At 49.4% G+C, this 21,079-nt stretch carries 22 protein-coding genes; 19 read left to right on the plus strand and 3 right to left on the minus strand.

Annotation, left to right across the window (positions count from 1 at the left end):
- The first annotated feature begins 30 nt into the window (after positions 1-30).
- The 14 genes from Q7F15_RS05925 to Q7F15_RS05990 all read left to right on the plus strand — a co-directional run bounded on the left by Q7F15_RS05925 (position 31) and on the right by Q7F15_RS05990 (position 13,222).
- The gene (locus Q7F15_RS05925) at positions 31-1,206 is read left to right on the plus strand and encodes a hypothetical protein (protein ID WP_304415237.1); all 1,176 of its coding nucleotides are present in this window, start codon (positions 31-33) and stop codon (positions 1,204-1,206) included.
- A 42-nt stretch (positions 1,207-1,248) separates the two neighbouring features.
- Positions 1,249-2,013 carry a hypothetical protein gene (locus Q7F15_RS05930; RefSeq protein ID WP_230077212.1) on the plus strand — a complete coding sequence of 255 codons (765 nt, stop codon included), beginning with the start codon at positions 1,249-1,251 and terminating at the stop codon, positions 2,011-2,013.
- A gap of 45 nt (positions 2,014-2,058) precedes the next feature.
- Positions 2,059-2,895 carry a glycosyltransferase family 39 protein gene (locus tag Q7F15_RS05935; protein WP_304415525.1) on the plus strand — a complete coding sequence of 279 codons (837 nt, stop codon included), beginning with the start codon at positions 2,059-2,061 and terminating at the stop codon, positions 2,893-2,895.
- Positions 2,896-2,942: 47 nt separating this feature from the next.
- A complete protein-coding gene (locus Q7F15_RS05940) occupies positions 2,943-3,545 on the plus strand; it encodes a hypothetical protein (RefSeq protein ID WP_304415238.1) in 603 nt (200 codons plus the stop codon).
- Between the two features lie 21 nt (positions 3,546-3,566).
- A complete protein-coding gene (locus tag Q7F15_RS05945) occupies positions 3,567-4,493 on the plus strand; it encodes an FTR1 family iron permease (RefSeq protein ID WP_304415239.1) in 927 nt (308 codons plus the stop codon).
- Complete coding sequence (locus Q7F15_RS05950; RefSeq protein WP_171564471.1) at positions 4,490-5,437, plus strand: NAD-dependent epimerase/dehydratase family protein; 948 nt, start codon at positions 4,490-4,492, stop codon at positions 5,435-5,437. Before Q7F15_RS05945 ends, Q7F15_RS05950 begins: the two co-directional genes overlap by 4 nt.
- Complete coding sequence (locus tag Q7F15_RS05955; RefSeq protein ID WP_304415240.1) at positions 5,434-6,909, plus strand: alkaline phosphatase family protein; 1,476 nt, start codon at positions 5,434-5,436, stop codon at positions 6,907-6,909. The genes Q7F15_RS05950 and Q7F15_RS05955 overlap by 4 nt, the downstream gene beginning before the upstream one ends.
- On the plus strand, positions 6,875-7,564 hold the full coding sequence (locus Q7F15_RS05960; RefSeq protein WP_171564469.1) for a glycosyltransferase family 2 protein: 690 nt from the start codon (positions 6,875-6,877) through the stop codon (positions 7,562-7,564). The genes Q7F15_RS05955 and Q7F15_RS05960 overlap by 35 nt, the downstream gene beginning before the upstream one ends.
- Positions 7,565-7,889: 325 nt before the next feature.
- Positions 7,890-8,261 (plus strand): HIT family protein, encoded by a 372-nt coding sequence (locus tag Q7F15_RS05965; RefSeq protein ID WP_230077903.1) that lies wholly within the window; start codon positions 7,890-7,892, stop codon positions 8,259-8,261.
- 13 nt (positions 8,262-8,274) lie between these two features.
- Positions 8,275-8,598, plus strand: a complete 324-nt coding sequence (locus tag Q7F15_RS05970; RefSeq protein ID WP_304415241.1) for a nucleoside triphosphate pyrophosphohydrolase — start codon at positions 8,275-8,277, stop codon at positions 8,596-8,598.
- Positions 8,598-11,036, plus strand: a complete 2,439-nt coding sequence (locus Q7F15_RS05975) for a DEAD/DEAH box helicase family protein (RefSeq protein ID WP_304415242.1) — start codon at positions 8,598-8,600, stop codon at positions 11,034-11,036. The genes Q7F15_RS05970 and Q7F15_RS05975 overlap by 1 nt, the downstream gene beginning before the upstream one ends.
- 127 nt (positions 11,037-11,163) lie before the next feature.
- Positions 11,164-11,556: a VOC family protein gene (locus Q7F15_RS05980; RefSeq protein WP_212132725.1), complete on the plus strand. Its 393-nt coding sequence runs from the start codon at positions 11,164-11,166 to the stop codon at positions 11,554-11,556.
- Positions 11,557-11,851: 295 nt separating this feature from the next.
- A complete protein-coding gene (locus Q7F15_RS05985) occupies positions 11,852-12,319 on the plus strand; it encodes an SRA domain-containing endonuclease (protein WP_304415243.1) in 468 nt (155 codons plus the stop codon).
- Between the two features lie 78 nt (positions 12,320-12,397).
- Complete coding sequence (locus Q7F15_RS05990; protein WP_304415244.1) at positions 12,398-13,222, plus strand: nuclease-related domain-containing protein; 825 nt, start codon at positions 12,398-12,400, stop codon at positions 13,220-13,222.
- 60 nt (positions 13,223-13,282) lie between these two features.
- Here the strand turns inward: Q7F15_RS05990 and Q7F15_RS05995 are convergent, their stop codons facing one another.
- Entirely contained in the window at positions 13,283-13,558 is a 276-nt protein-coding gene (locus tag Q7F15_RS05995) for a hypothetical protein (RefSeq protein ID WP_304415245.1), read from the minus strand.
- Between the two features lie 850 nt (positions 13,559-14,408).
- Between Q7F15_RS05995 and Q7F15_RS06000 the strand changes: the two genes are divergently transcribed.
- Together Q7F15_RS06000 and Q7F15_RS06005 are read left to right on the plus strand one after the other, a co-directional pair.
- A complete protein-coding gene (locus Q7F15_RS06000) occupies positions 14,409-14,738 on the plus strand; it encodes a PadR family transcriptional regulator (protein ID WP_304415246.1) in 330 nt (109 codons plus the stop codon).
- Positions 14,735-15,088, plus strand: a complete 354-nt coding sequence (locus Q7F15_RS06005) for a permease prefix domain 1-containing protein (protein WP_304415247.1) — start codon at positions 14,735-14,737, stop codon at positions 15,086-15,088. Before Q7F15_RS06000 ends, Q7F15_RS06005 begins: the two co-directional genes overlap by 4 nt.
- Before the next feature lie 48 nt (positions 15,089-15,136).
- On the opposite strand, the gene istB is transcribed toward Q7F15_RS06005, so the two are convergent.
- Both istB and istA read right to left on the minus strand, forming a co-directional pair.
- Entirely contained in the window at positions 15,137-15,904 is a 768-nt protein-coding gene (gene istB, locus Q7F15_RS06010; RefSeq protein ID WP_304414513.1) for an IS21-like element helper ATPase IstB, read from the minus strand.
- Positions 15,901-17,124, minus strand: a complete 1,224-nt coding sequence (istA, locus tag Q7F15_RS06015; protein ID WP_304414514.1) for an IS21 family transposase — start codon at positions 17,122-17,124, stop codon at positions 15,901-15,903. The genes istB and istA overlap by 4 nt, the downstream gene beginning before the upstream one ends.
- Positions 17,125-17,278: 154 nt before the next feature.
- Between istA and Q7F15_RS20550 the strand changes: the two genes are divergently transcribed.
- From Q7F15_RS20550 to Q7F15_RS06025, 3 genes are all read left to right on the plus strand, one after another.
- Positions 17,279-17,623 (plus strand): VanZ family protein, encoded by a 345-nt coding sequence (locus tag Q7F15_RS20550; protein WP_368509259.1) that lies wholly within the window; start codon positions 17,279-17,281, stop codon positions 17,621-17,623.
- A gap of 826 nt (positions 17,624-18,449) precedes the next feature.
- A complete protein-coding gene (locus Q7F15_RS06020) occupies positions 18,450-19,469 on the plus strand; it encodes a LacI family DNA-binding transcriptional regulator (RefSeq protein WP_304415248.1) in 1,020 nt (339 codons plus the stop codon).
- A gap of 448 nt (positions 19,470-19,917) precedes the next feature.
- A complete protein-coding gene (locus tag Q7F15_RS06025; RefSeq protein WP_304415249.1) occupies positions 19,918-20,916 on the plus strand; it encodes a Gfo/Idh/MocA family protein in 999 nt (332 codons plus the stop codon).
- Positions 20,917-21,079: the final 163 nt, after the last annotated feature.

Genomic DNA, 21,079 nt, shown 5'->3' on the forward strand with positions numbered 1-21,079 from the left:
ATAAAACGCACCTTAGGGGGACCTCGTAACATGAAACCGGTAAAAGTTCTTTCCACGACTGCTTTGGTCATGAGCCTGCTGCTTGCTGGATGCGGTGACAAGCCTGCGGCGCAGCCTCAAGACAATGCGCAGACCCAAACGACACAACAACCGGCTGCGCAAGAGGAGGCCAGGAAATCTGCGGTTGCTGATCTTGTCGGTGCAACCAAAGAACTGGTAGGAGTCTTGAAAGCAGAACAAGTGGATTGGGACAAAGCGATCAAACTGTACGACGAAAAATTAAAATCTCATGTTCAATCCATGGATGAAGCGAACAGTGCACAAGTAAATGAACAAATCACTGCTGCTTTGAACGCAGGCAAGGACGGTCAGCTGCCGGCAAAAGTTGTTGCCCAGATCGGCGATAAATTGCTGCAAAAAGTAGCGTTCCTTTCCATTCGCAACGAGTTCAAGGGAGCAAATGATCAATTCGCCAACAAAGACGAAGCGAAAAAGGAATTGGGCGAAGCAAAAGAATATTATGACGGCGTGCTGAAAGCGATGATCGAGAAGCGCGACAATGCGTATGAAACGCAACTCGTCAGCGCAATTGACGCCGGTTTTGCCGAGATGGAAGGCGCCATTGAAAAAGGCGACAATCTCGCGTTTAACCTTGGCAAGCAAGTCGTCGACAAATCCATCATGAAAGCATTCTACCTGGCATCGGGTGCTGAAAAAGGATACGCCTACAAGATTGAGAAACTGGTGAAAGAAGGCAAGGCGGATGACGCGAGAGTAGGTCAGGCAGAAGGCTGGGCGTTTTTCCAATCCCTACAGTCCTACCTGGAGAAACACGACAAAAAAGATGCCGATTTCATTAACAGCCAGTTCGATCTCTCCAACGACGTGAAAAACGTCAAAGGCGACACAATCAATCAAGCGTATGTGCGCGCGATTGCGAAGACAGCCAAGAGTGAATATGAAGCGTCTGTTGAAAACTGGGGCAACGACAAGGCAGCAATCACCGCGCTCGAAGGAGCTCTGTTCATCGATATGATCAAGACGGATCTGCCGAAGGCTCTCGGCAGTGCGGAGAAAGCGGATGCCCTCCAGAAACTTGCGCAGCAGTATCTTGACGCCGTAAAAGCTCAGGACAAGGCAAAAGCAGATGAGAGTTTCAAACAGATCAAGCCTGTGCTCGACTTGCTTGAAAAATACGGGAAATAATGTAACAGAATAAGAAAAGTGGATTTGCAGGGGGGCTGGGTAATGTCTTATGCACGTAAGTTCATGTCCTCCCTCTTTGCTTTGTTATTGGCGGTGTTTACGCTTGTGCCGCATGCGGCGTTCGCGTATTCATACGGCAATCCAAACGAAGAGGCTGTGGCAGAGAACTACAAACAAGTCGTGGCAAAACTGAATCAAACGCCGGCTGACTACGCAGGAGCTTCCAAGACCTTTGAGAGCATCAAACAGGAACTGGACATGCACATGGGGCCGGAGCCGAGTCAGGCGATCACGCAAGCGTTGCAGGCCCAGGATAAACAGGCTGCAATCAGTGCGTACCAGAAGACGCTTGTGTTAAACGTTGCAAGGCGCCTGGAAAGCGCGGAGAAGGAATTCGCCAACTATCAGCAGAGCAAACTGCTGCTTGCCAAAGCGTTGGCTACCTATGATGCCCTTTCCCCTGTCATCAAGGGAAAAGATGCGGCATTGGATCAGAAAGTACGGGAAAGTTTTGATCTGACACTGCAGGCGTTGGGGAATCCCGGGCTGTTCGGGGTTGGCGTGAAGGAACCGGATCAGCAGGCGTTCATCACTCACAAGGATGAGATCTTGCAAAGCCTTCAGACATGTTTCAACATGCCTGAATTGAAAGTGGGGCATTTCACACCTGGGCAAGGTCCGGGAAATGAATTGGGAAATGATACCTCCACCATAACAGACAATCTAAAGAATTGGCTGCCGCTTGTCCTGATCGTGCTCGTGATCTTGTTCATCGTTGTTCGCACGATGCAAAAACGGCGCACATAAGAGATGAATGTCCTGCTTCCGTTTGGAATCGCGTGCTTGGCCTTTGTGATCCGCCTGCCATTTCTGGCACATGGACCGGCTGGCTGGGATGATGTTGACTTCGCCCTTGGCGTGGACAATTACGATCTGTCGCTGATGCAGCCGCATTTTCCCGGCTATCCGGTATACATGTTGATTGCCATTGGCTTCGCGCGTTTGATCGCGAATCCGTTTTTGGCGCTGTCCCTTCTGTCTGCTCTTGCGAACGCTTGCACAGTGTTCCCGCTGTATTCGATTGTCAAGCGGTGCAGCCGTCAGCGGACAGCTGTCTGGGTGGCGGTTCTTTGGGCAGTAAACCCGCTTGGCATGGTCTTGGGAACCCAACCGCTTTCGGACAGCTTCGGTAATTTGCTGGCTGTCTGGCTCGTAGCTGCCTCATTGGTTGTGGTTGACCCTGGTTTGGCGGAGAAAAAGCGGGCACTGGTACTGGTGTTCTCGGGAATCCTGCTGGGCTTATTGTACGGCGTGAGGATCTCGTACCTGCCATTGGGAGCCGTGTTTGCCTGGGCATTGTACGTGTACGGCAGGGATACCCGGCGGTACGGCGATGTTGTCAGTGCAATCGTTTCTTCATTATTGGTCAATCTGTTGTGGCTGTACGGATTGGTGCTGAATGTGGGAAGCCTCACAGGTTTCTGGAGGTTGGCAGCAGCATTCACAGAAGGTCATTTTTCCGATTGGGGAGGAGCGTACACAGGAAGCCATGCGGGAGAGCGACTTCTCTATTGGATTGGGCGGCAGTGGTTTGCCGCCGGGCTGGGTGCGCCGTGGAACGAGCAGAACTCATGGTTCAGCTATCTCATCCTGGTTCTTGTTTGTGCGGGAATCACGGGGGTGGAATAGCGGCAGGAAAGACGCGCTGGCTGCAGACGGGGAACAAGGAACACATCGTGTTGCTTTTCCTGTGGATCGTTCCCTATCTCCTCTGGGCCTTTTTTGCCCAGAATGTCGAGAAGCCTCGTCATATCCTGCCATTGATGATTCCATTGATCTGGGGCATTGTCTGGGGCTTGCAGCAGTGGAGGCGATTCTCCCCCATCTTGTTGACCGCGCTGGCCGCAAGTACGGCTGCCGTGGGTGTCATCCAGGTCCGTGAGCAGCCGGTGACGGATTCACCAATGGCGCAACTCGCCCATTATGTGGCACAAGCTGATCGTGGTGAATCGAGTATCATTTATACGTATGAAGAAGAACGCGTCATACGTTACCTTTATCCTTCTGTTACAACTGTCCGGCTCAGGAAGTGGTCCGATTTTCAGGCCTCCATCCTTGCGTATTCCGTGCTGCCCGATCATGTTTATTTGACAGATCGTGTATTGGACGGATTTCACAATGAACAGCTGAAGGAATATGTGAAGGAAGCAGCCCGATTTCGGGGAAGTGAGTGGCTCTATCCCACGTACCATGACATCGTCTTGTACGAAGTTCGTCAGGATAAAAGACAAGAGTGGATCAGACTGATCAAGACCGGGCAGCAGCCAGCAGGTTCATGACAGCATGCGGAGGTGAACGGGGTGGAATTGCAAGCATTTTTGATTACCTTTCGAGAAGCGCTGGAGGCATTGTTAATCGTCGGAATTATTACCTCGTATCTGAAGCGGGTAGATCATCCGGAGTACGTCAAACACGTCTGGCTCGGCGCATCGCTCGCGATTGTTGCCTCTTTGGGGATGGCACTGCTCTTCCAGGTCGTGCTGGACGGGTTCGCCTCAATGGGTTCCCAGAACTATATGAAAGCAGGGATCATGCTCGTTTCCGGAGTTTTGCTGACCCAAATGGTGTTCTGGATGGCGGAGCAATCCAAGGAAGTCTCCGGCAAGTTGCAGGGAAAATACAGCCAGTTTATTACCACCGGTAATGTCGTCGGCATGGTGGTTCACGCTTTTCTCGTCGTTCTTCGCGAAGGTGTGGAGACCGTCTTTTTCTTCGCCGCGATTACGGGCGGAGACATCGGCAAAGCCATGCAGACATGGGGCTCGTTTGCCGGTATCCTTCTGGCTGCTGTCGTGACCTACTTCTTTTTCAAAGGTACGATGCGGATTCAGCTCAAGACGTTCTTCAAGATTACGGGTGTATTTATCGTCCTGATTGCCGCCGGTTTAATTGTCCAAGGGGTTTCCATCCTTCAGGACATGCATGTCATCGGCTCTGTGGCGCCGCAATTGTATGATCTGACGTGGTTTATGCCGGAGCATCCCATCGATGAAGAACATTACATCCGGGATCACGGTCAAGAACCGCTCATTTCCGGGCAGGTCGGTATTTTCCTGAAGGCGCTGTTCGGGTACTCGTCCTCACCTTCGCTCGAAGAGTTCTTGATTTATTGGGGATATTTCCTGGTATTGTATTTGCTGCTGCGCGGTCGCGGAGAGCAGAAACCTGAACTGCCGCAAGGGAAGACACGTGAACAGACTGTACAGACAAAGGAAGTAAAAGCATGAAGGTATTAATTACAGGGGGAGCCGGTTTTATCGGCTCCCATGTTGTGGAAAAACTTCACGATCATCAGGTTCTCATCGTGGATTCACTCGACCCCTACTATGATCCCAAATGGAAAAAGGAGCGCCTGAACAAGCTGTTGAAGTTGCCGCATGTGCAATGGCGCCATGTCGATATCCTTACCTTTTCGGAGTTGGAAAAGGTATTTCATTTTTTTCAGCCTGATCGCGTGATTCACCTCGCTGCCATGCCGGGGGTTCAACCGTCGCTTGTCCATCCTGCCAAGTACGTGGACGTGGATGTGAAGGGGACGGTTCATGTACTTTCCCTGGCTGCTCAGTTCGGAGTATCCCGGTTTGTCTTTGCTTCCTCTTCCTCCGTATACGGACCGGCTGTCAATCGTCCTTGCCGGGAGGATGATGAGCTGCAGCCTGTCTCGCCTTATGCCGCAGCGAAGGCAGCGGCCGAGATGTACTGCCGCACCTATCAGAGGCTGTATCATCTGCCTGTGACGATCGTTCGCCCGTTTACGGTATACGGCCCCGAGCAACGACCGGACATGGCTCTCTGGAAATTTGTCATGAAGATGATGAATGGAGAACCGATTACCTTGTACCGGGGCGCAATGGGACGAGACTACACCTATGTGTCAGATATTGCCGACGGCATTGTCCGCGCCTGCTTTCGTCCCCAAGCTGTGAATCGAACCTATAACCTGGGGAATGGGTGTGTGGTTCCGTTGGAGAAACTGGTGGCAGAACTGGAGAAGGCAATAGGCAAACGTGCCGTGATTGAGTGGAGAGACCTTCCTGCCGGCGATGTGCCGCTCACGTGGGCTGACACGACCCGTGCCGAGCAGGAGCTGGAATTTCGGGCACAGGTATCGCTTTCAGAGGGAATCCGGTTGTTTGCTGACTGGTTTTGGGAGGAAGGAGTGAAGAGATGAAGAAGGCTTCCGCAATTGAGGTTGTCATGGCACGATGCTGGAATGTCTTGAACGAAGGCAAGACATTCACGCCCGTGTTTGTGCTTGGCGTTTTTTTGATGTACCACGCGACGGATCTGCAGGCAGCGTCCTTTTTCCATGCTTTTGTATACATGCTGCCTGTTTTTGTGGTGTATTACTTGTTTGATTTTCCGCTTCATCTGCGCTGGTTTTTGCTGGTTCCCCTGCTTGCGGGCGGCATCCTGTTTGGGGTAGTGGATGGAAATCTCCTCTGGTTTGCGCTTGGTATGTACGTGTTTTTTACGGTCTTTTTCTGGGGAACGCTTTACTATCACCTGCGGATCGGGACCACCTGGTGGAACTTTTTGCGGATATGGCGGCTCTTTTTGATCAACAGTGATTCGACGAGCGGCAATGTACTGGAGCAGGTACCGAAATTCACCCTGCAATTGATCCTGTTTACGGCGCTTTATCAGGCGGAGCCGGGGGGAGGAACGGGCGGAAAGGTACTCGTTTTCACGATCATATTGGCCGTGTACGCGTACCTGGTTCATCGTTTCCTGTTTAACTGGAAGCCCAAGGAGTATCCGCATTATGTCACGCCAAATGAGCTTCCTGAAAAACCCCTGGCCAAGCGAGTGGTGATCGTGGTGATTGACGGTTGCCGAAAGGACAAGCTGTATCAGGCGGATGCGCCATTCCTTCATCAACTCATGCGGGAAGGTACAGTTTATGAGACGATGGAGACGATCTATCCAGCCCGGACCGTGACATGCTTCTCCTCCATGTTCACAGGTACGTATCCACGGGAGCACGGTATCCGATCCAACATGGTGTGGAGCCTTGGGGTGAAGGTGGAGAGTATTTTCGATGTGTTGAAGAAGCAAGGGAAAAAAGGCATTCTGTTCGGCTGCGCCCATCTGATTGATGCCTTCGGCGATGACGTGGAGAGTTTCACGGCTGTTTCTCACAACGATATCGTTGACTACAAGATTATGAATCAGGCAAAAGTGATCTATGAACGAGAACAACCGGATCTGTTTATCGTCCAGATGATTGCCGTCGATCAAACGGGGCACAGCCGGGGGGTGCATTACCCCGAATATCTGCAAAAGATTCACGAAGCGGACAAGTTAATCGCAGACTTCCACTCCTGGCTGGGAGAGCGCGGGCTTTTGGATGATACGGCGTTTATTGTCATGGCTGACCACGGACAAGGAAACGGGATTGGCGGACATGGGCATCTCGATGAAGGAGAGCGATTCGTTCCTTTCATGATGCATGGTCCCATGATCAAGCAGGGACAACGAGTAAACGAGTTCCGCAGCATCGTATCTGTCGCTGCCACGATCAGCGCGCTCTTGGGTGTCCCGATTCCAGACCATGCGAGAGGACCAGTATTACACGAAGCGTTTGTACAGGATGGTGGAACACAGCATGAAAAAACTGATCATCGTCATCCCCGCATTTAACGAGGAAGAATCGATTGCCCGTGTGATCGGCAAGGTACCCAGACATTTTCAGCATGATGTCCAGGTGGAAGTGTTGGTGGTAAACGATGGCTCGACGGATCGGACAGAGGAAGTGGCCAAGGCAGCAGGAGTAGAGCACATCCTTCGCTTTTCCACCAATCGGGGATTGGGTGCAGCGGTACGAGCAGGTCTGAAGAAAGCCTATGAATTGGGCGCGGATTTGGCAGTGATGATCGATGCGGACGACGAGTACCCGGCGGACCATATCCCGCGTGTGGTTGCCCCGATACTTGACGGCCAGGCAGACTATGTATTGGCCTCCCGCTTCATGCGACGGGTCAAAGGCATGAAGCTGCACAGGAGGCTGGGAAACTATTTTTTCACCGCATTGCAGGTCATCCTTTTGCGTCAATGGATCACGGACGGACAGACAGGCTTTCGCGCCTTTTCCCGATCAGTCCTTAGGGACCTGGAGATCATTCACGATTACAATTACGCCCAAGTGATGACGATGAATATTTTGCGTAAGGGATACCGCTTGCGTGAAGTGGATATCCCCTATAAAGTCCGTCAGACCGGGGAGTCATTTATCACCTTCAAAGGGTATGTGACCAACGTATTCCCTGCGATCTGGCGCGAATGGAGAAGGCAATAGCAAACTTGTCGCTCGTCAAACCCTTGAGAAATCAAGGGTTTTTTGCTGTTGTCGATCATTTAACAAAAACCCCCGGGATTAACCAGGGGACGGTCGAGCGGTTGCCGCATCATGGTAATCCGTCATATCAGCGCAAGCCTGTTTATGCTGATCATAAGGAATTGTGAGGGAAAATGGTCACAGCTCCATTCGTGTTGAGGCAATTCGTGAGAAGAAAAATGGCTGTAATCTGGATGACTGCTGATCACGACACCAAACTTCTGCCGGATAAGGTAAACTTGTTATCAGAGCATATAAAGAGTGAGGAGGATGTATGGTAATAATGATGAAATGCCCTTTCTGCGATACACAGTCTCTTAAAATCATCCTGGAAAACGACAAAGCCATTGCCTTTTATGATAAATACCCGGTTCAACGAGGCCATTTGTTGATCGTACCCAAACGTCATGTGGCCACTTACTTCGACGCTGCTGATGAAGAGATCATGGCCATCCATGAGCTGATAAAGCAGGGAAAAGAACTGCTAGATCGAGAATATATCCCCGACGGCTACAACATCGGCGTCAATGTTGGGGAGTACGGTGGACAGACAGTGATGCATCTGCACGTACACTTGATTCCCCGTTACAAGGGAGACATTGACGACCCGCGTGGGGGAATCCGCAAAGCAATCCCCAATCTCGTACCGTATCCCTAAAGGAGAATGTATTATGCCGATCTACAACAAATTGATCCGAGACCGTATACCGGAAATCATCGCAGCAACCGGTAAACGATATACGACCAGCGTATTATCAGATGATGAGTACCTGGTCAAGCTCCGCGAAAAGTGCCAGGAAGAGCTGGATGAGTACAGCACTGCCCAATCCGATCGGGAAAGTCTGGAAGAACTGGCAGACTTGTTGGAAGTCGTATATGCGCTCGCCCGTGTTCACGGAGCTTCCCCGAGGGATTTGGAAGAGATTCGCAGATCCAAAGCGGAGAAGCGGGGAGGATTCGAGCAAAAGCTGTTTCTTCATGAGGTAGAAGATTAATGGCAGACGTCAGACTTATTACGGAAAATCTGTTTACAGAAATGACGAGGGAGATGAAGAAAGCTTCCTCCATTTACATACTCACCTCTTTTGTCATGTACTCCGGTGTTCGCCTGCTTGAGCCGCATTTGAAAGAGGCAATCGAGCGTGGAGCAGAAGTAAAGGTGCTTGCTGGAGATTACCTGTTTGTGACGCAGCCACATGCGCTGCAGGCACTGCTTGAGATTGACCCGCGTATAGAGGTACGCCTGTGGCGAAGTGGCGGAACATCTTTTCATCCCAAAGCGTATCTCCTCCAATATGAAGACAACGATGGGGTTTTGATTGTTGGCTCATCCAATCTGTCGCGGTCCGCATTAACGTATGGCGTCGAGTGGAATCTGGCGATGCAGGCCAAGGCGGCACCCATGACATTTGTAGAAGCGCAAACCAGATTCATGCACCTGTTTTACCATGAGCAGACAGTTCCCCTGAACAGCGAGACTTGTATGGATTATGCAAGGGAGTATGAGGAGTATCACCGTCTTCATCCCTCCCTTGTGAAGACGTGGACGGAAACGGAAGAGATTGAACTAACCATGCCGGTATACGAGGATGCCGAAAAACGGGATTCTTTTGTGCTGAAAGAAGCAGTCGCTTCCTATGGTGGTATTGTTCCGCGTCCAGCTCAGCAAATCGCGCTCGAAGAATTGGAAAAAACGATGAGTGAAGGCTATGACAAAGCGATGGTGGTTATGGCTACCGGACTGGGAAAAACGTATCTGGCTGCTTTTTTTGCAAGAAACTTTAACAGGGTTCTCTTTATCGCCCATAAGGAAGAGCTGCTGTACCAGGCGCGCCGTTCCTTTGCGGAAGTGATGCCGGAACGAACCGGCGGGATCTATGACGGCCAAACAAAGGAAAGACAAGCAGATTCCGTTTTTGCCTCCATCTACACATTAAGCATAAAGCGGCATCTGGAAAGGTTTCGTCCAGACGAGTTCGACCTGATTATCGTGGACGAGTTTCACCATGCTGCGGCGAACTCATACAGGCGAGTGCTAGATTATTTTCAACCCACTTTCCTGCTGGGAATCACCGCGACGCCATATCGGACAGACGGGAAAGACGTATACGCCATCTGTGACGGAAATGTTGCCTTTCAGCTCGATTTCATCGAAGCAGTGCAGCGAGGATGGTTGGCTCCGTTTCGCTACTATGGCGTGTATGACGATACGGATTATTCGCAAATCACCTGGTTGGGCAACCGTTATGCCGAAGAAGAGCTGTTACAGGCACAGCTCAAAGAAGAGATGGCGGCAAAAATATATGCGGCGTGGAACAAACATAAGCAAACCAGAACGCTTGCCTTTTGCTCCTCAATCCGTCAAGCGGATTTCTTGAGTACATTTTTTCGGGCTAAAGGTGTTCGGGCGCTCAGCCTTCACTCCAGGACGAGGGAAATGTCTCGGGCAGAGGCGATTCGCCAGATGGAAAAAGGAGAGCTGGACGTCATTTTTACTGTTGATCTTTTTAATGAAGGAACGGATATCCCCTCGGTGGATACGCTCTTGTTTGTCCGTCCGACGGAATCGTTAACGATTTTTACCCAGCAAGTTGGCCGCGGCTTGCGTTTGTATCCGACCAAAGAATACTGCACGATTATTGATTTGATTGGAAACTATCGCAATGCGGATGTGAAACTGACCCTTTTTGATACAAGAACGGGTACGGAAAGAAAGAATCATCACTGCAAGCCTGTCGTACCGTTTAATTGCAGCATGGAACTGGAAACGGGTGTGATCAACCTGCTGCAAGAAATGGCGCGTAAAAGGCAGCCGCGCAAGGAAAAACTTCTCCAGGCTTTTGAGGAAGTCAAACGTGATTTGGGGCGGATTCCAACCTACCTGGAACTTCATCTGTACGGCAGGGAAAACAGCCGTGCGTACAGACAGGAATTTACGACGTACATCCGTTTTCTGGATTGGGCTGGTCAATTAAGTCAGCTGGAGAGTGAACTGCTGAGAAAATATGAGCATTGGCTCAACGAAGTCGAAGCGACTTCAATGACAAAAAGCTATAAAATGATCGTCCTGCTTTACATGTTGAATCGGGGAGAGCAAAGATGGTATCACTCCGTGACTCCGCGAGAGGTTGCTCCTTTCTTTCATCGGTATTTGACGGAGAAGGAATTCCGCAAACGGATTGACTTCTCGGACAAATCATCACAGAAATTATGGACCTACAACGAGGAACAAGTGGCCAAGTTGATAGCCGAAAAGCCGATGAGCAATTGGAGCGGCAGCTCGAAGGGATTGGTTGCTTTCACCGACGGTGTGTTTTCCCTGAATTTCGATATCGACCCCCAGGACAGCCCCATTCTCTACCGCTGGACGAGAGATATTTGTCTGTACCGGCTGCACGTCCATTTTGAAAAGAAAGCAGGAAGAGCAGAGTGAAAGAGAGAATGCATGATGAACTGCTCGAGTAAGGGACGGTGGCTATGTCGGCAAGAAGCAGGCGAACTCCACCATCATCCTTTTCTCACCCTGGAAAAACGTGAGAGTTTGACAGGAGGCGGAGCAAATGAAGATCGATCGTTTGGACCATTTTGTCTTGACCGTCAAGGATATCGATGCGACGGTCCGTTTTTACACGACAATATTGGGAATGGAAGAGGTCACGTTTGGCAACGGCAGGAAGGCGTTGCAGTTCGGGCAGCAGAAAATCAATCTGCATGAGGCGGGCAAGGAGTTTGAACCGAAAGCGCTGCACCCGACCCCGGGGTCAGCCGACGTGTGCTTTATCACCGAGACGCCGCTTGACGAGGTGATCCGCCACATTGTGTCGCACGGCGGGCAGATCGTTGAAGGACCGGTGCGACGGACGGGAGCGACAGGGCCGATCCTCTCTGTCTACCTGCGCGATCCCGACCAGAATTTGATCGAGATTGCCAACTACGTCGGCGAAGAAAAGTAGCTCATCGATTTGACCGATTCGGACAAGAGCAGAAACATCAGGGTAATTCTCTTTGGAATCAGAGAAATCCCTGATGTTTTTTTGTTTACAGATGCGGGCGGCCAGAAATGGTGAGGGAGATGATTTGTGATCCTAAAGTAGGAGGTTATCCCAAGTAGTTTTTATGTGAAACACCCTGACTCTCGTACAAATGCGTGTTTGTGATGTTGAATTGTTGGGGCCAATGATCTACTATTATTGAAACTATTGGTGTAAAATTTTACTAGATCATGTCGTTTTTTGTGGAGTGACTGCGATGAATTTACGAGATAAGTCCCAAAGTAAAATGGTAGACGTTTTCAAGACAGGTAAAGAGTATCGTCGACGTGATTTGCATGACATGTATGGCGGCCAACGATACGGTGGGATATCAACACCTTCCAAACACCCTTTTATCATGATCTTCACAGGGGACAGAGGAGAAGAATATGGCTACAAAGATGGCTGGACAGAAAATGGCATATTTCTCTATACGGGTGAAGGGCAAGAAGGGGATATGCAGTTCATCAGGGGAAATAAAGCAATTTTAGAGCATGAAAAGGACGGGAAGGATATACACCTCTTTGAGTACGTCCGAACCGGGTATGTGAAGTACGTTGGTCAGATGCTCTGTGTTGGATATAGGGTAAAGGACAAGGACAACAAGGGACAAAATCGGAAAGTAATTGTGTTTGAGTTGATGCCGATCGAAGCGGAGTTACCTCAGAAGGGTTCATTTAAGTGATGACTTAGCGAAATAAGAAGAGAATTGAGATTGAAATTTTACGGAGCAGCAATAGCATTTCTCCAAGGAGTGTTACTCTTGATATCCAAAATACTTGGTCTCTTTCAGTCAAAAAAAGAGGAACCTGCCACGAAAAAGGTGACGCAAAATAAAAATAAACAAGAGCAGCAGAAAAAATCTGTGAGAAAAGGGGAAATCGGTGAGTACAAGGTAAATATTCAGTTGGACCAGATGCCAAAAGAGTATAAGCATCTTGCTGACCTTCTGGTGACAAACCCAGCAGCGAAGTCTGGCTATTCTCAGATTGACCACGTACTCCTTACACCGTATGCCATTTTTGTTATTGAGACGAAGAATTATCAAGGGGAGATCAAAGGAGGGCGAGACGACAAACAGTGGAACGTTAACAATCGATTTACCATGATGAATCCGTTTAACCAAAATTATGGACATATTGAAATCGTACGAAAGATTACGAACACATCACGAGAAGATATCGTTTCCCTAATCTCATTTACTAGACGGGCTACGTTTAGTGTCGATCCAGCGTTACGGAAGATTTCTTCCAATGACCTGATAGTATATGACATAGAGTTGACGGAATTCATTGAACGAAAGATAAACTACATCAAACTGACAGAGAAGAAAAGCAAATTTTCGGCTGAGCAGATTGACGAGATGTATTTGGCGTTAAAACAAGCCAATATCACCGATCCGGCAATTCGAGCATTGCATACTGACAGTCTGAAAGGGAACGGCCTTGCTGCTCAAAAGACAAAAGGTGATGAGCGGGCAAAGTGCGCCAGCTGCGGCAAGCCAGTGCCCCAAAAGGTAAAAGAGTACTGCCTGGCTAATCCCGCCCGATTTAAAGGAAAAATTTATTGTTATGATCACCAAAAATAAGTCGCTTGTGCGAAAGGACATGAAGGGTATGTCATAAGAAAAGCCGCCTTTTACTGGCGGCTATTTTGTCTCACGTAAATGTTCAAGAGATCTGTTGATGCTATCCACTGCATCGAATCGCTGGTAGATCCGATACAGGATCTCAATGATTTCTGCAAACCCATACATTAAGATACTGCTGACAATAGAGTAAACCAGAGGGGACACGAGGGTGAGAAAGAAGTGTCTCTCGTCAATCATCCAGAGTACGACTCCACTGATAATTCCAACGGCAAGTACTACTCCTGCAAGTACACGAATCCAGCGCGCATATTGATTGGTATAATGATCAAACACCGAATGCCACACTCCTAACAGCAGAAATCCTTGAGAAATCAAGGATTTCTTGATTTTATCGGTAACTTGCTGAACAGGGGAAACCAGAACGGAAAACGATCGAATAACGGCCAATCTTTTTACAAAGTAGGTATAAGCACAAACCTGATAAGGATGAAACCATTAAAAGGCTTCTTCGGAATCCCACAGATTTTGCAGTCGCCCTTGAACCTTTTTATGGAAAGGCAATCGCAGCACGACTTGGCGATTTGTTGAGATGACATCTTACGATAGCGGCTGAACTGGTTCAGGCGCTGAAAACAGGCAATACCACAGCAGCTGTAGATGCCCAGAAAAGTTGGTTCGCAATGCGGATGAGATTGCTGCCTTCTGGGCAGAATTAATGGTCCACAGAGGAATGGAGAGACATGTTGTATAAACATTTGAGGCTGCTCAGCAGCGAAGTGGCTGCCCGTATCGCCGGAAACTATGTAGAAAAACATTGCATTAAGTGACAGGATCGAAGCACAAGCACTTAAAATGGCCGACGTCCAAAAAAGGAGGGAGTAACATCCAATATTTTTTATTTCGGAACATAGGGTAACCTCCTCACAAGCATTAAAACTTCTACCTATTTTACCACAATGTGGCTTCGACTGTTTCGAGAATTTCGATTCTAATCACCCCATTTATATTTGCTAAACAAAAACCCCAGGGATTACCCCGGGGACGGCCGAGCGACTCTTGGAGAACATCATTTCCATTGCGTTCAGTCGTTGCGAGTGCTTAATGCTCACCAAAATTTTTTTACCGTACTACCTTGTAAAGCGACATATGTTGTTATACAATGTCTACCAGGAGGTGTAAACATATGGATAAGGAGATATTGAAGGGAAGTATTGATATTTTACTTCTTTCTATAATTGGCCGGCAGGATACATATGGATATGACATTATCCAGCAGCTAAAGGCTCTTAGTAACGGTGAATATTTGATGAGCCAGGGAACGCTATATCCTGCACTGAAACGGTTGGAGAAAAAGGGCTTGTTGAGATCCTATTGGGCAGAGAATGAAGAAACGGGACGGAGGAAATTCTACTCCCTTACAAACGAAGGGAAAGCGGAATTGCAAGAAAAATTACGATCATGGAATCAAATACATCTTCTTATTCAAGCATGCAGAAAGGTGGAATTCGCATGAATCCTTTCGATTCATATCTTAAAAAAATCATTGCAAACATTGATGTCTCGGAAGAAGAAAAACATGAACTCTACACTGAATTTTTGGATCATCTTACGCAGTTAAAAGCGGAGTATATAGCAAAAGGTTTTTCGGAGTCAGAGTCTATACAAATGGCAATTAACGCTTTTGGTGATACGGGAAAAGTTGGAAAGAGCTTGGAAAAAGCCATCTTTCCTTATAAGCAGTGGATTAATGGGTGCGCCTGGATTGGGTTATTGATCTACATAGCGGTGGTACTTCAACTACTCTTTTTTGATAAGTTTAGATTGATTTCTCGGGAGCATGTGTCAACGCCGACTTTATTTTGACCCACCATCGCCGGTTTAGAATTGACCCACCCGGCGATTTTTTGTTGGTTAGGTGGTAGAGGGGGAGCCGTAGGCTCCAGTCCTCATCTTCTCACGAAGGCGGTAACTATTCCCCCTAATGTTGACGATGTGGGAATGGTGTAAGAGTCGATCCAGAATAGCTGTAGCAAGGATCGGATCGCCCATCAGTTCCCCCCATTCACCGAAACTCTTGTTGCTGGTCAACAGAATACTCCCTTTCTCGTATCTTGCACTTACTACCTGGAAAAAGAGGTTAGCTGCCAAACTGTCAAACGGTAAGTAGCCAATCTCGTCAATAACGAGGAGCTTTGGTCGAATATAGATACGGATGCGTTTATCCAGCCTGTTTTCCGTGTAAGCTTTTCGCAGATCTTCGATGAGTTGCGAGAGACTGACAAAGTAAACGGATATCCCTTGCGAGATGGCTTCTACAGCCAACGCCACCGCCAGATGACTTTTTCCTACTCCGGGAGGCCCTAAGAACAAGACATTCTCGTGTCGGGTTACAAAAGTCATCGTGGCCAGCTCTCGAATCAACCGTTCGTCAATGCTGGGTTGGAAAGCAAAATCAAAATCCTCCAGCGTTTTTCGGTAAGGCAAGTGTGCAAGTTTGGTGCGTACCTCCATATTCCGTTTTTGACGTTCCGCTATCTCGGCATCAAGGAGCGTGTTGAGAAAGGACAGATAGGTGGGCTGTCCATGACTTGCCGCTTCCAAGTGAGCATCCAAGAGTAGAGCCGCTTGCTGAAGTCCAAGTTCCTCGAGACGTAGCCGTGCCTGTTCCAGTTCGATCATGCTCCCACCCCTGTTAGCTGCTCATAGACATCCAGCGAACGCACTTCCACTTGCTGCGATGAAATCTGTCGGGCTTGCGGACGCGGATAGGCATATCCTTGAGCGGTCGAAAGACCTGCATACTGGTTTTCACAAAAAACAGTTGCGCGGGATCGATAGGCCTTTTGGTGTCGAGCAATACATGTGCCGTCGGCCCAGATTTCCACCCACCCATTCACTTCTCGAACGGTTACCTCACGTCCACTGTACCTCCATGGAACTCCATATCGCACACCATCGTAGCTAACAAATCCGTCTCGGCTGACCTGTCTTGGTTCATGCAAGTATTTTTCCCATCGTTCAGCTGAAGGGATAGGCGACAGATTTTCCTCACGGAGTCGGTCGATGGGACGTTCGCCGGTTGTTCCATGAATACGGCGGTTAATCCGCTCGCACCAGTGTAGGGCTTGTTGATTGAGATCCTGTAAATCAACGAAGCGTTTGCCAGGAAGAAAGTTGTTTTTTACGTATTGAACGCCTCGTTCCACTTTTCCCTTTGTTTCGGGGCGTCGAACTTTGCATACTTTTGGAACAAGCCCAATCGCTGCAGCAAAGTCGGCAAAAAGCGGATGCCAGCGAGGTTTTCGATCGTCTCCCATACCAAGTACGACGGTTTTCATCTGATCAGTCAGCATTACCTTTGGGATGCCTCCAAAATATTCAAAAGCATGAATCAAGCAACGAAGAAAGCTGTAGATGTCACAACGTTTTGTAAACTCGATATACGTAGCACGAGAGTACCCCAATACCATGACAAATACCGGCACTTTCCGGACGTTGCCGTCCAAATCTACGTAATCACACAGTCCCCAGTCGACCTGTGCATATTCACCAGGTTTCGTCTCGTAACGAAGAACAGCGGGAATGTGTTTGGGAGGACGGAAGTTCTTCACATAGTCTTTCAAGATGGTGCGTCCACCGGTGTATCCCTTTTCTTGTAGAAGATCGAATAAAACCTCGCAGTTATAGATACCTTCTTGAAGACGTTCCTGCAGGAACGGTTTATACGGATCAAGCTTGGAACCACGAGATTTACGGGTTCCCTTTTCGGGGGAGGATTCACCCCGGAGATATCGGCGAACTGTATTTCGAGAATGTCCAGTTAGACGGGCAATTTCACGAATACTCTTGCCTTCTGCCCTCATGGTATGTAACGATATCACTATCCCACTCCTTAGCATGTGTCTCCCTCCGAAATTAACTTGCCGGTTAAATCCGAAGGGGATATATTCGCTAAGGGTGGGTCATTTTCATTCCGGCGAACCTGGGTCAATTATATCCCGGCGGTGACAGCATGTAATAACCTGGGGTGTTGAACCCACAAGTCGTTATAACCTGGTTCCATTTAAAAATATCATTACCTATCTCCTGAATTTTGAACACTATGATTTTGACACGTGGTTTTTCAACACCTTCGGAAATATTTTGATATTCCTGCCTTTAGGTGTGCTGCTGCCAGTACTGTTTTCGAAAGCTAGATCCGCATTAAGAATTCTCGGTTATTCCCTTGCATTTAGCTTGGCGATCGAGATTATCCAAGCTACTACGAAGCTGGGATATTTTGATGTTGATGATCTAATTTTGAACACATTCGGCGGGTATGTTGGGTTTATTCTTTGGATGCTGATGAATAAAATCATCGCCAAGTTGACGAAAAAAACAAAACCAACGATAGCATGAGGCAATTAACATATTCCAATAGTTGACCAAGAGGCCGAGCAGTGTTAGGGGTTTTACCTGATTACTTGTTCGGCTTTTCTCTTTTCGTATCCTCTGAGAATTTTCCTGGATATTTCCTAACATCTTAACAGCTGAGGAAAACGGGCAAAGCGTCTTTGATCGTAACAGCACCATTAGCTAGTTGAAACCCCAAAACCAAGGCTGGAAATTTGGCAAGCTTTCGTTACCGGAACATTAAAAATGAGTATTATAAATCTCCCCAAAATTGTCCCAAGCCTTCAGAGCCGCATAAGCGAGCACGCAAACGCCAATAAGAATGATCGCCAAACAGCCGTACTTCATTATTTGTTGCCACCTCTTTCTAAGGAAATCGAATAAAGCAAACGGACACTCCCATGCCATCCTCGCTATCCAATATGCCGGGGATGGTGTACTTTTGACCAGAGTTGCGAGGCCAAACATCGCCACAAAAACAAATAACAGGACTAGAGTCCTCCATGATGCAAATTAGCTATTTCATGAGAGATTGGCTTTAATGTGCCGAATATACTGATTCAGGCCCCGTTGGACTGAAGGATGAAATTGTCATACTAATCATACAGGAGACGAATAGGCATTTTCCACTAACTTACTGTCATGTATCACGCCCTCCGCATACCCGCCCCCAATAGCTCAGGGGAGAGGTATTTTGCGCAAAATCGTTAAAAAATTCCCGCAAAAATCAATTGCGAAACAAAAAACGACCCGGTAAACTGAAGACAGACAGGAGAGCAAGCGCTTTCCCAAATTGCGAATCGCCAAAGTCTGATAGGAAAGTGGATGAGAAATGAAGACGACCATTTACGACGTGGCAAAAAAGGCTGGCGTGTCCATCTCCACGGTATCCCGCGTGATCAACAATACCGGACGGATCAGCGCGAAGACGAAGAAAAAGGTCCTGGACGTGATTGAACAGTTGGGCTATCAGCCCAGCGTGGTCGCATCCGCGTTGACGGGAAAGCGTACGCGCACGATCGGCCTCATCATTCCGGATGTGGCCAATCCTTTTTTTGCGGAGCTTGCGCGGAGGGTGGAGGACCGGGGACGGGAATTGGGCTTTAACCTGTTGATGTGCAACACGGACAACAACCCGGATACGGAAGACATGTACCTGTCCTTGTTGAGGCAGAAAAGTGTCGACGGTATCATCATCGGCACGAACGCGAGAAATCATCGCGTCCTCAGGGAGCTGTTGGAGGAGAATCTGCCGGTGGCGCTGATTGCGCAGGACATCCCCGAATTGATGATCGACGTGGTAGCGGTCGATGACTATCTGGGCGGGTATCAGGCGGCCCAGCATCTGGTATCGCTGGGGCACAAACGGATCGCCATCCTGGTGGGCAACATGAATCGCACGAGTGACAAATATCGGCTGGAGGCGTTTCGGCAGGCGCTGGAGGACAATGGGCTGGAGCTTACGGAAGACCTGGTGATCCGGACGGATTATTCGCGGGAGGACGGGAAGCGGGCGGCGCGTGAACTGCTGACGTCACCCAAACGGCCGACAGCGATTTTTGCTTGTTTTGACTTCCTGGCGATTGGCGTCTACCAGGCAGCCAAAGAGTTGGGGCTGCGCATCCCTGACGATGTGTCTGTCGTTGGGTTTGACAACACGATACTGGCGTCCATTGTTGATCCGCCGCTGACGACCATCGCCCAGCCGATTGACGAGATGGGACGTCAGGTGATGGATTTGCTGGTACGTGAAATCGAAGGTGACAAAAAGACGAAGCAGCGTGTCATTTTACCGCCCGAGCTGATTATTCGCCAGTCCACGAAGCCCATTTCGCAGGCAGACGGGCGGTAGGGCGGCCCGGCGGTAGAACGGACCAGCAGTAGGACGGACACGCGGCAGGACTGACACGAGGTAGGACGGACTTGCGCTACGACGGTCCGGCAATTGGTTTCACATAAACATCGAGATGCTGCCCAAAGACAGACGCTCTGCCCCTCTTCACACACGTGAAGGGGATGGCTGCGCGTCTTTTTCTTTCTTTTTTAAATTTTTGAAAAAATGTGTTGCAAGAAAATGGGCAATGGATGTAAAATGAAGGCAAATTAGAGAAAGCGCTTGCGCAACTACCGGCAGGAAACCTCCTGCACATGAACGCAGTGATTTCGCGACATAATCCATCCTCTCAATCGGTTCTGTCCTCTAAGATAAGCGAGCAGGATGCGATTTTTCGGAGGAAAAGTGTAAGCGCTTTCCGATATCGTTATACCGGATTTGTGTGGAGAGAGGGGAGACGTTTTGCATGGCACAGGTAAAGGTGGGCATTTTGGGAGCAGGCGGGATCGCCAAGGTACATACCTCGATCCTGAAGCGAGATGAGCGGGTGGAGATTGTGGGCGTGGCCGACATCTCGCAAGAACGGGCGACAGCCCTGGCGGTGGAGGCAGGGAGGGCGAAAGCGGTCGGGAGCCTGGAAGAGCTGTTTGATCTCGGTGTTGACGCGGTCTATGTCACCACCCCTAATACGCTGCACGTGGAGCCGGTGCTTGCGTGTTTGCAGCGGAACATCCACGTGTTCTCCGAAAAACCAATGGCCACGTCGTTGGCGGAAGCGCAGCAAATAAGAGAGGCGGCGGCAGCGTCGAGAGCGGTGTACAATCTGGGGATGAATCGCCGGTATGCTTCCGTGTACAAACGCGTGAAGGAGTTGATTGGCTCCGGCGAGGTCAACCCGTACCTGGCGCACCTCAAGATGAACCGCGGAGAACTGCTGCACCCCGCCTGGACCGCCGACCCGAAGGTTACCGGTGGGTACCTGTACGAAACGCCTTTTCACCTCCTGGACTTGAGCCGCTACTTGTTTGGCGAAGTGCAATCTGTCTCCTGCGAGGGCAGACAGCATATCTCCCAGTCGGAATTGGACACGTTTGCCATCCTGCTGACGTTTGAATCGGGAACCGTCGCCACGTTTGTCACGTACGCCCATGCCGGTTGGAGCTTTCCGTTCGAGAGCGTGGAGGTGTACGGGACATATGCGACGGTCGCGACACAGGAATTGGAAAAGGTGATGTACGCCCCCGGCCTGAAGCAGCCGGCACACGTCCACGACTTCTTCCAACTGCCGATGGAGGAGAAGTGGGGGTACGCGGAGGAAGACCGGCTGTTCATCGATGCGATTGTCCACGGGACAAAACCGCCCGTAACTGCCGAAGACGGATATCGTTCGATTCAACTGCTGGAAGCCGTGTACGAAAGCGCCAAAACGGGCAGGCGCATCGAGATGCGCCAGGCGGCACGGTAGGCGGGCAGGCACCGGCAGTGATGCTGCGGAAGGCATTGCACAAGCAGCAGGTACGGACGTGCAGCAGAAATGGTTTGGCAAAAGGCTTTACGCGAGCAGCAGGTACGGACCGGATGGTGGGTCCGGACAATGAGCAAAATGGTCTGAATATATTGTAAATTTA

It is taken from the genome of Brevibacillus aydinogluensis (assembly GCF_961514395.1).
Classification (GTDB): domain Bacteria; phylum Bacillota; class Bacilli; order Brevibacillales; family Brevibacillaceae; genus Brevibacillus; species Brevibacillus aydinogluensis.

Excerpts from the sequence above, each read along its gene's own strand:
- Q7F15_RS05925 (WP_304415237.1), top strand. The coding sequence starts at position 31 with ATGAAACCGGTAAAAGTTCTTTCCACGACTGCTTTGGTCATGAGCCTG.
- Q7F15_RS05930 (WP_230077212.1), top strand. The coding sequence starts at position 1,249 with ATGTCTTATGCACGTAAGTTCATGTCCTCCCTCTTTGCTTTGTTATTG.
- Q7F15_RS05950 (WP_171564471.1), top strand. The coding sequence starts at position 4,490 with ATGAAGGTATTAATTACAGGGGGAGCCGGTTTTATCGGCTCCCATGTT.
- Q7F15_RS05955 (WP_304415240.1), top strand. The coding sequence starts at position 5,434 with ATGAAGAAGGCTTCCGCAATTGAGGTTGTCATGGCACGATGCTGGAAT.
- Q7F15_RS05960 (WP_171564469.1), top strand. The coding sequence starts at position 6,875 with ATGAAAAAACTGATCATCGTCATCCCCGCATTTAACGAGGAAGAATCG.
- Q7F15_RS05965 (WP_230077903.1), top strand. The coding sequence starts at position 7,890 with ATGAAATGCCCTTTCTGCGATACACAGTCTCTTAAAATCATCCTGGAA.
- Q7F15_RS05970 (WP_304415241.1), top strand. The coding sequence starts at position 8,275 with ATGCCGATCTACAACAAATTGATCCGAGACCGTATACCGGAAATCATC.
- Q7F15_RS05975 (WP_304415242.1), top strand. The coding sequence starts at position 8,598 with ATGGCAGACGTCAGACTTATTACGGAAAATCTGTTTACAGAAATGACG.
- Q7F15_RS05980 (WP_212132725.1), top strand. The coding sequence starts at position 11,164 with ATGAAGATCGATCGTTTGGACCATTTTGTCTTGACCGTCAAGGATATC.
- Q7F15_RS05985 (WP_304415243.1), top strand. The coding sequence starts at position 11,852 with ATGAATTTACGAGATAAGTCCCAAAGTAAAATGGTAGACGTTTTCAAG.
- Q7F15_RS06000 (WP_304415246.1), top strand. The coding sequence starts at position 14,409 with ATGGATAAGGAGATATTGAAGGGAAGTATTGATATTTTACTTCTTTCT.
- Q7F15_RS06005 (WP_304415247.1), top strand. The coding sequence starts at position 14,735 with ATGAATCCTTTCGATTCATATCTTAAAAAAATCATTGCAAACATTGAT.
- istB (WP_304414513.1), bottom strand. The coding sequence starts at position 15,904 with ATGATCGAACTGGAACAGGCACGGCTACGTCTCGAGGAACTTGGACTT.
- istA (WP_304414514.1), bottom strand. The coding sequence starts at position 17,124 with ATGCTAAGGAGTGGGATAGTGATATCGTTACATACCATGAGGGCAGAA.
- Q7F15_RS06020 (WP_304415248.1), top strand. The coding sequence starts at position 18,450 with ATGAAGACGACCATTTACGACGTGGCAAAAAAGGCTGGCGTGTCCATC.
- Q7F15_RS06025 (WP_304415249.1), top strand. The coding sequence starts at position 19,918 with ATGGCACAGGTAAAGGTGGGCATTTTGGGAGCAGGCGGGATCGCCAAG.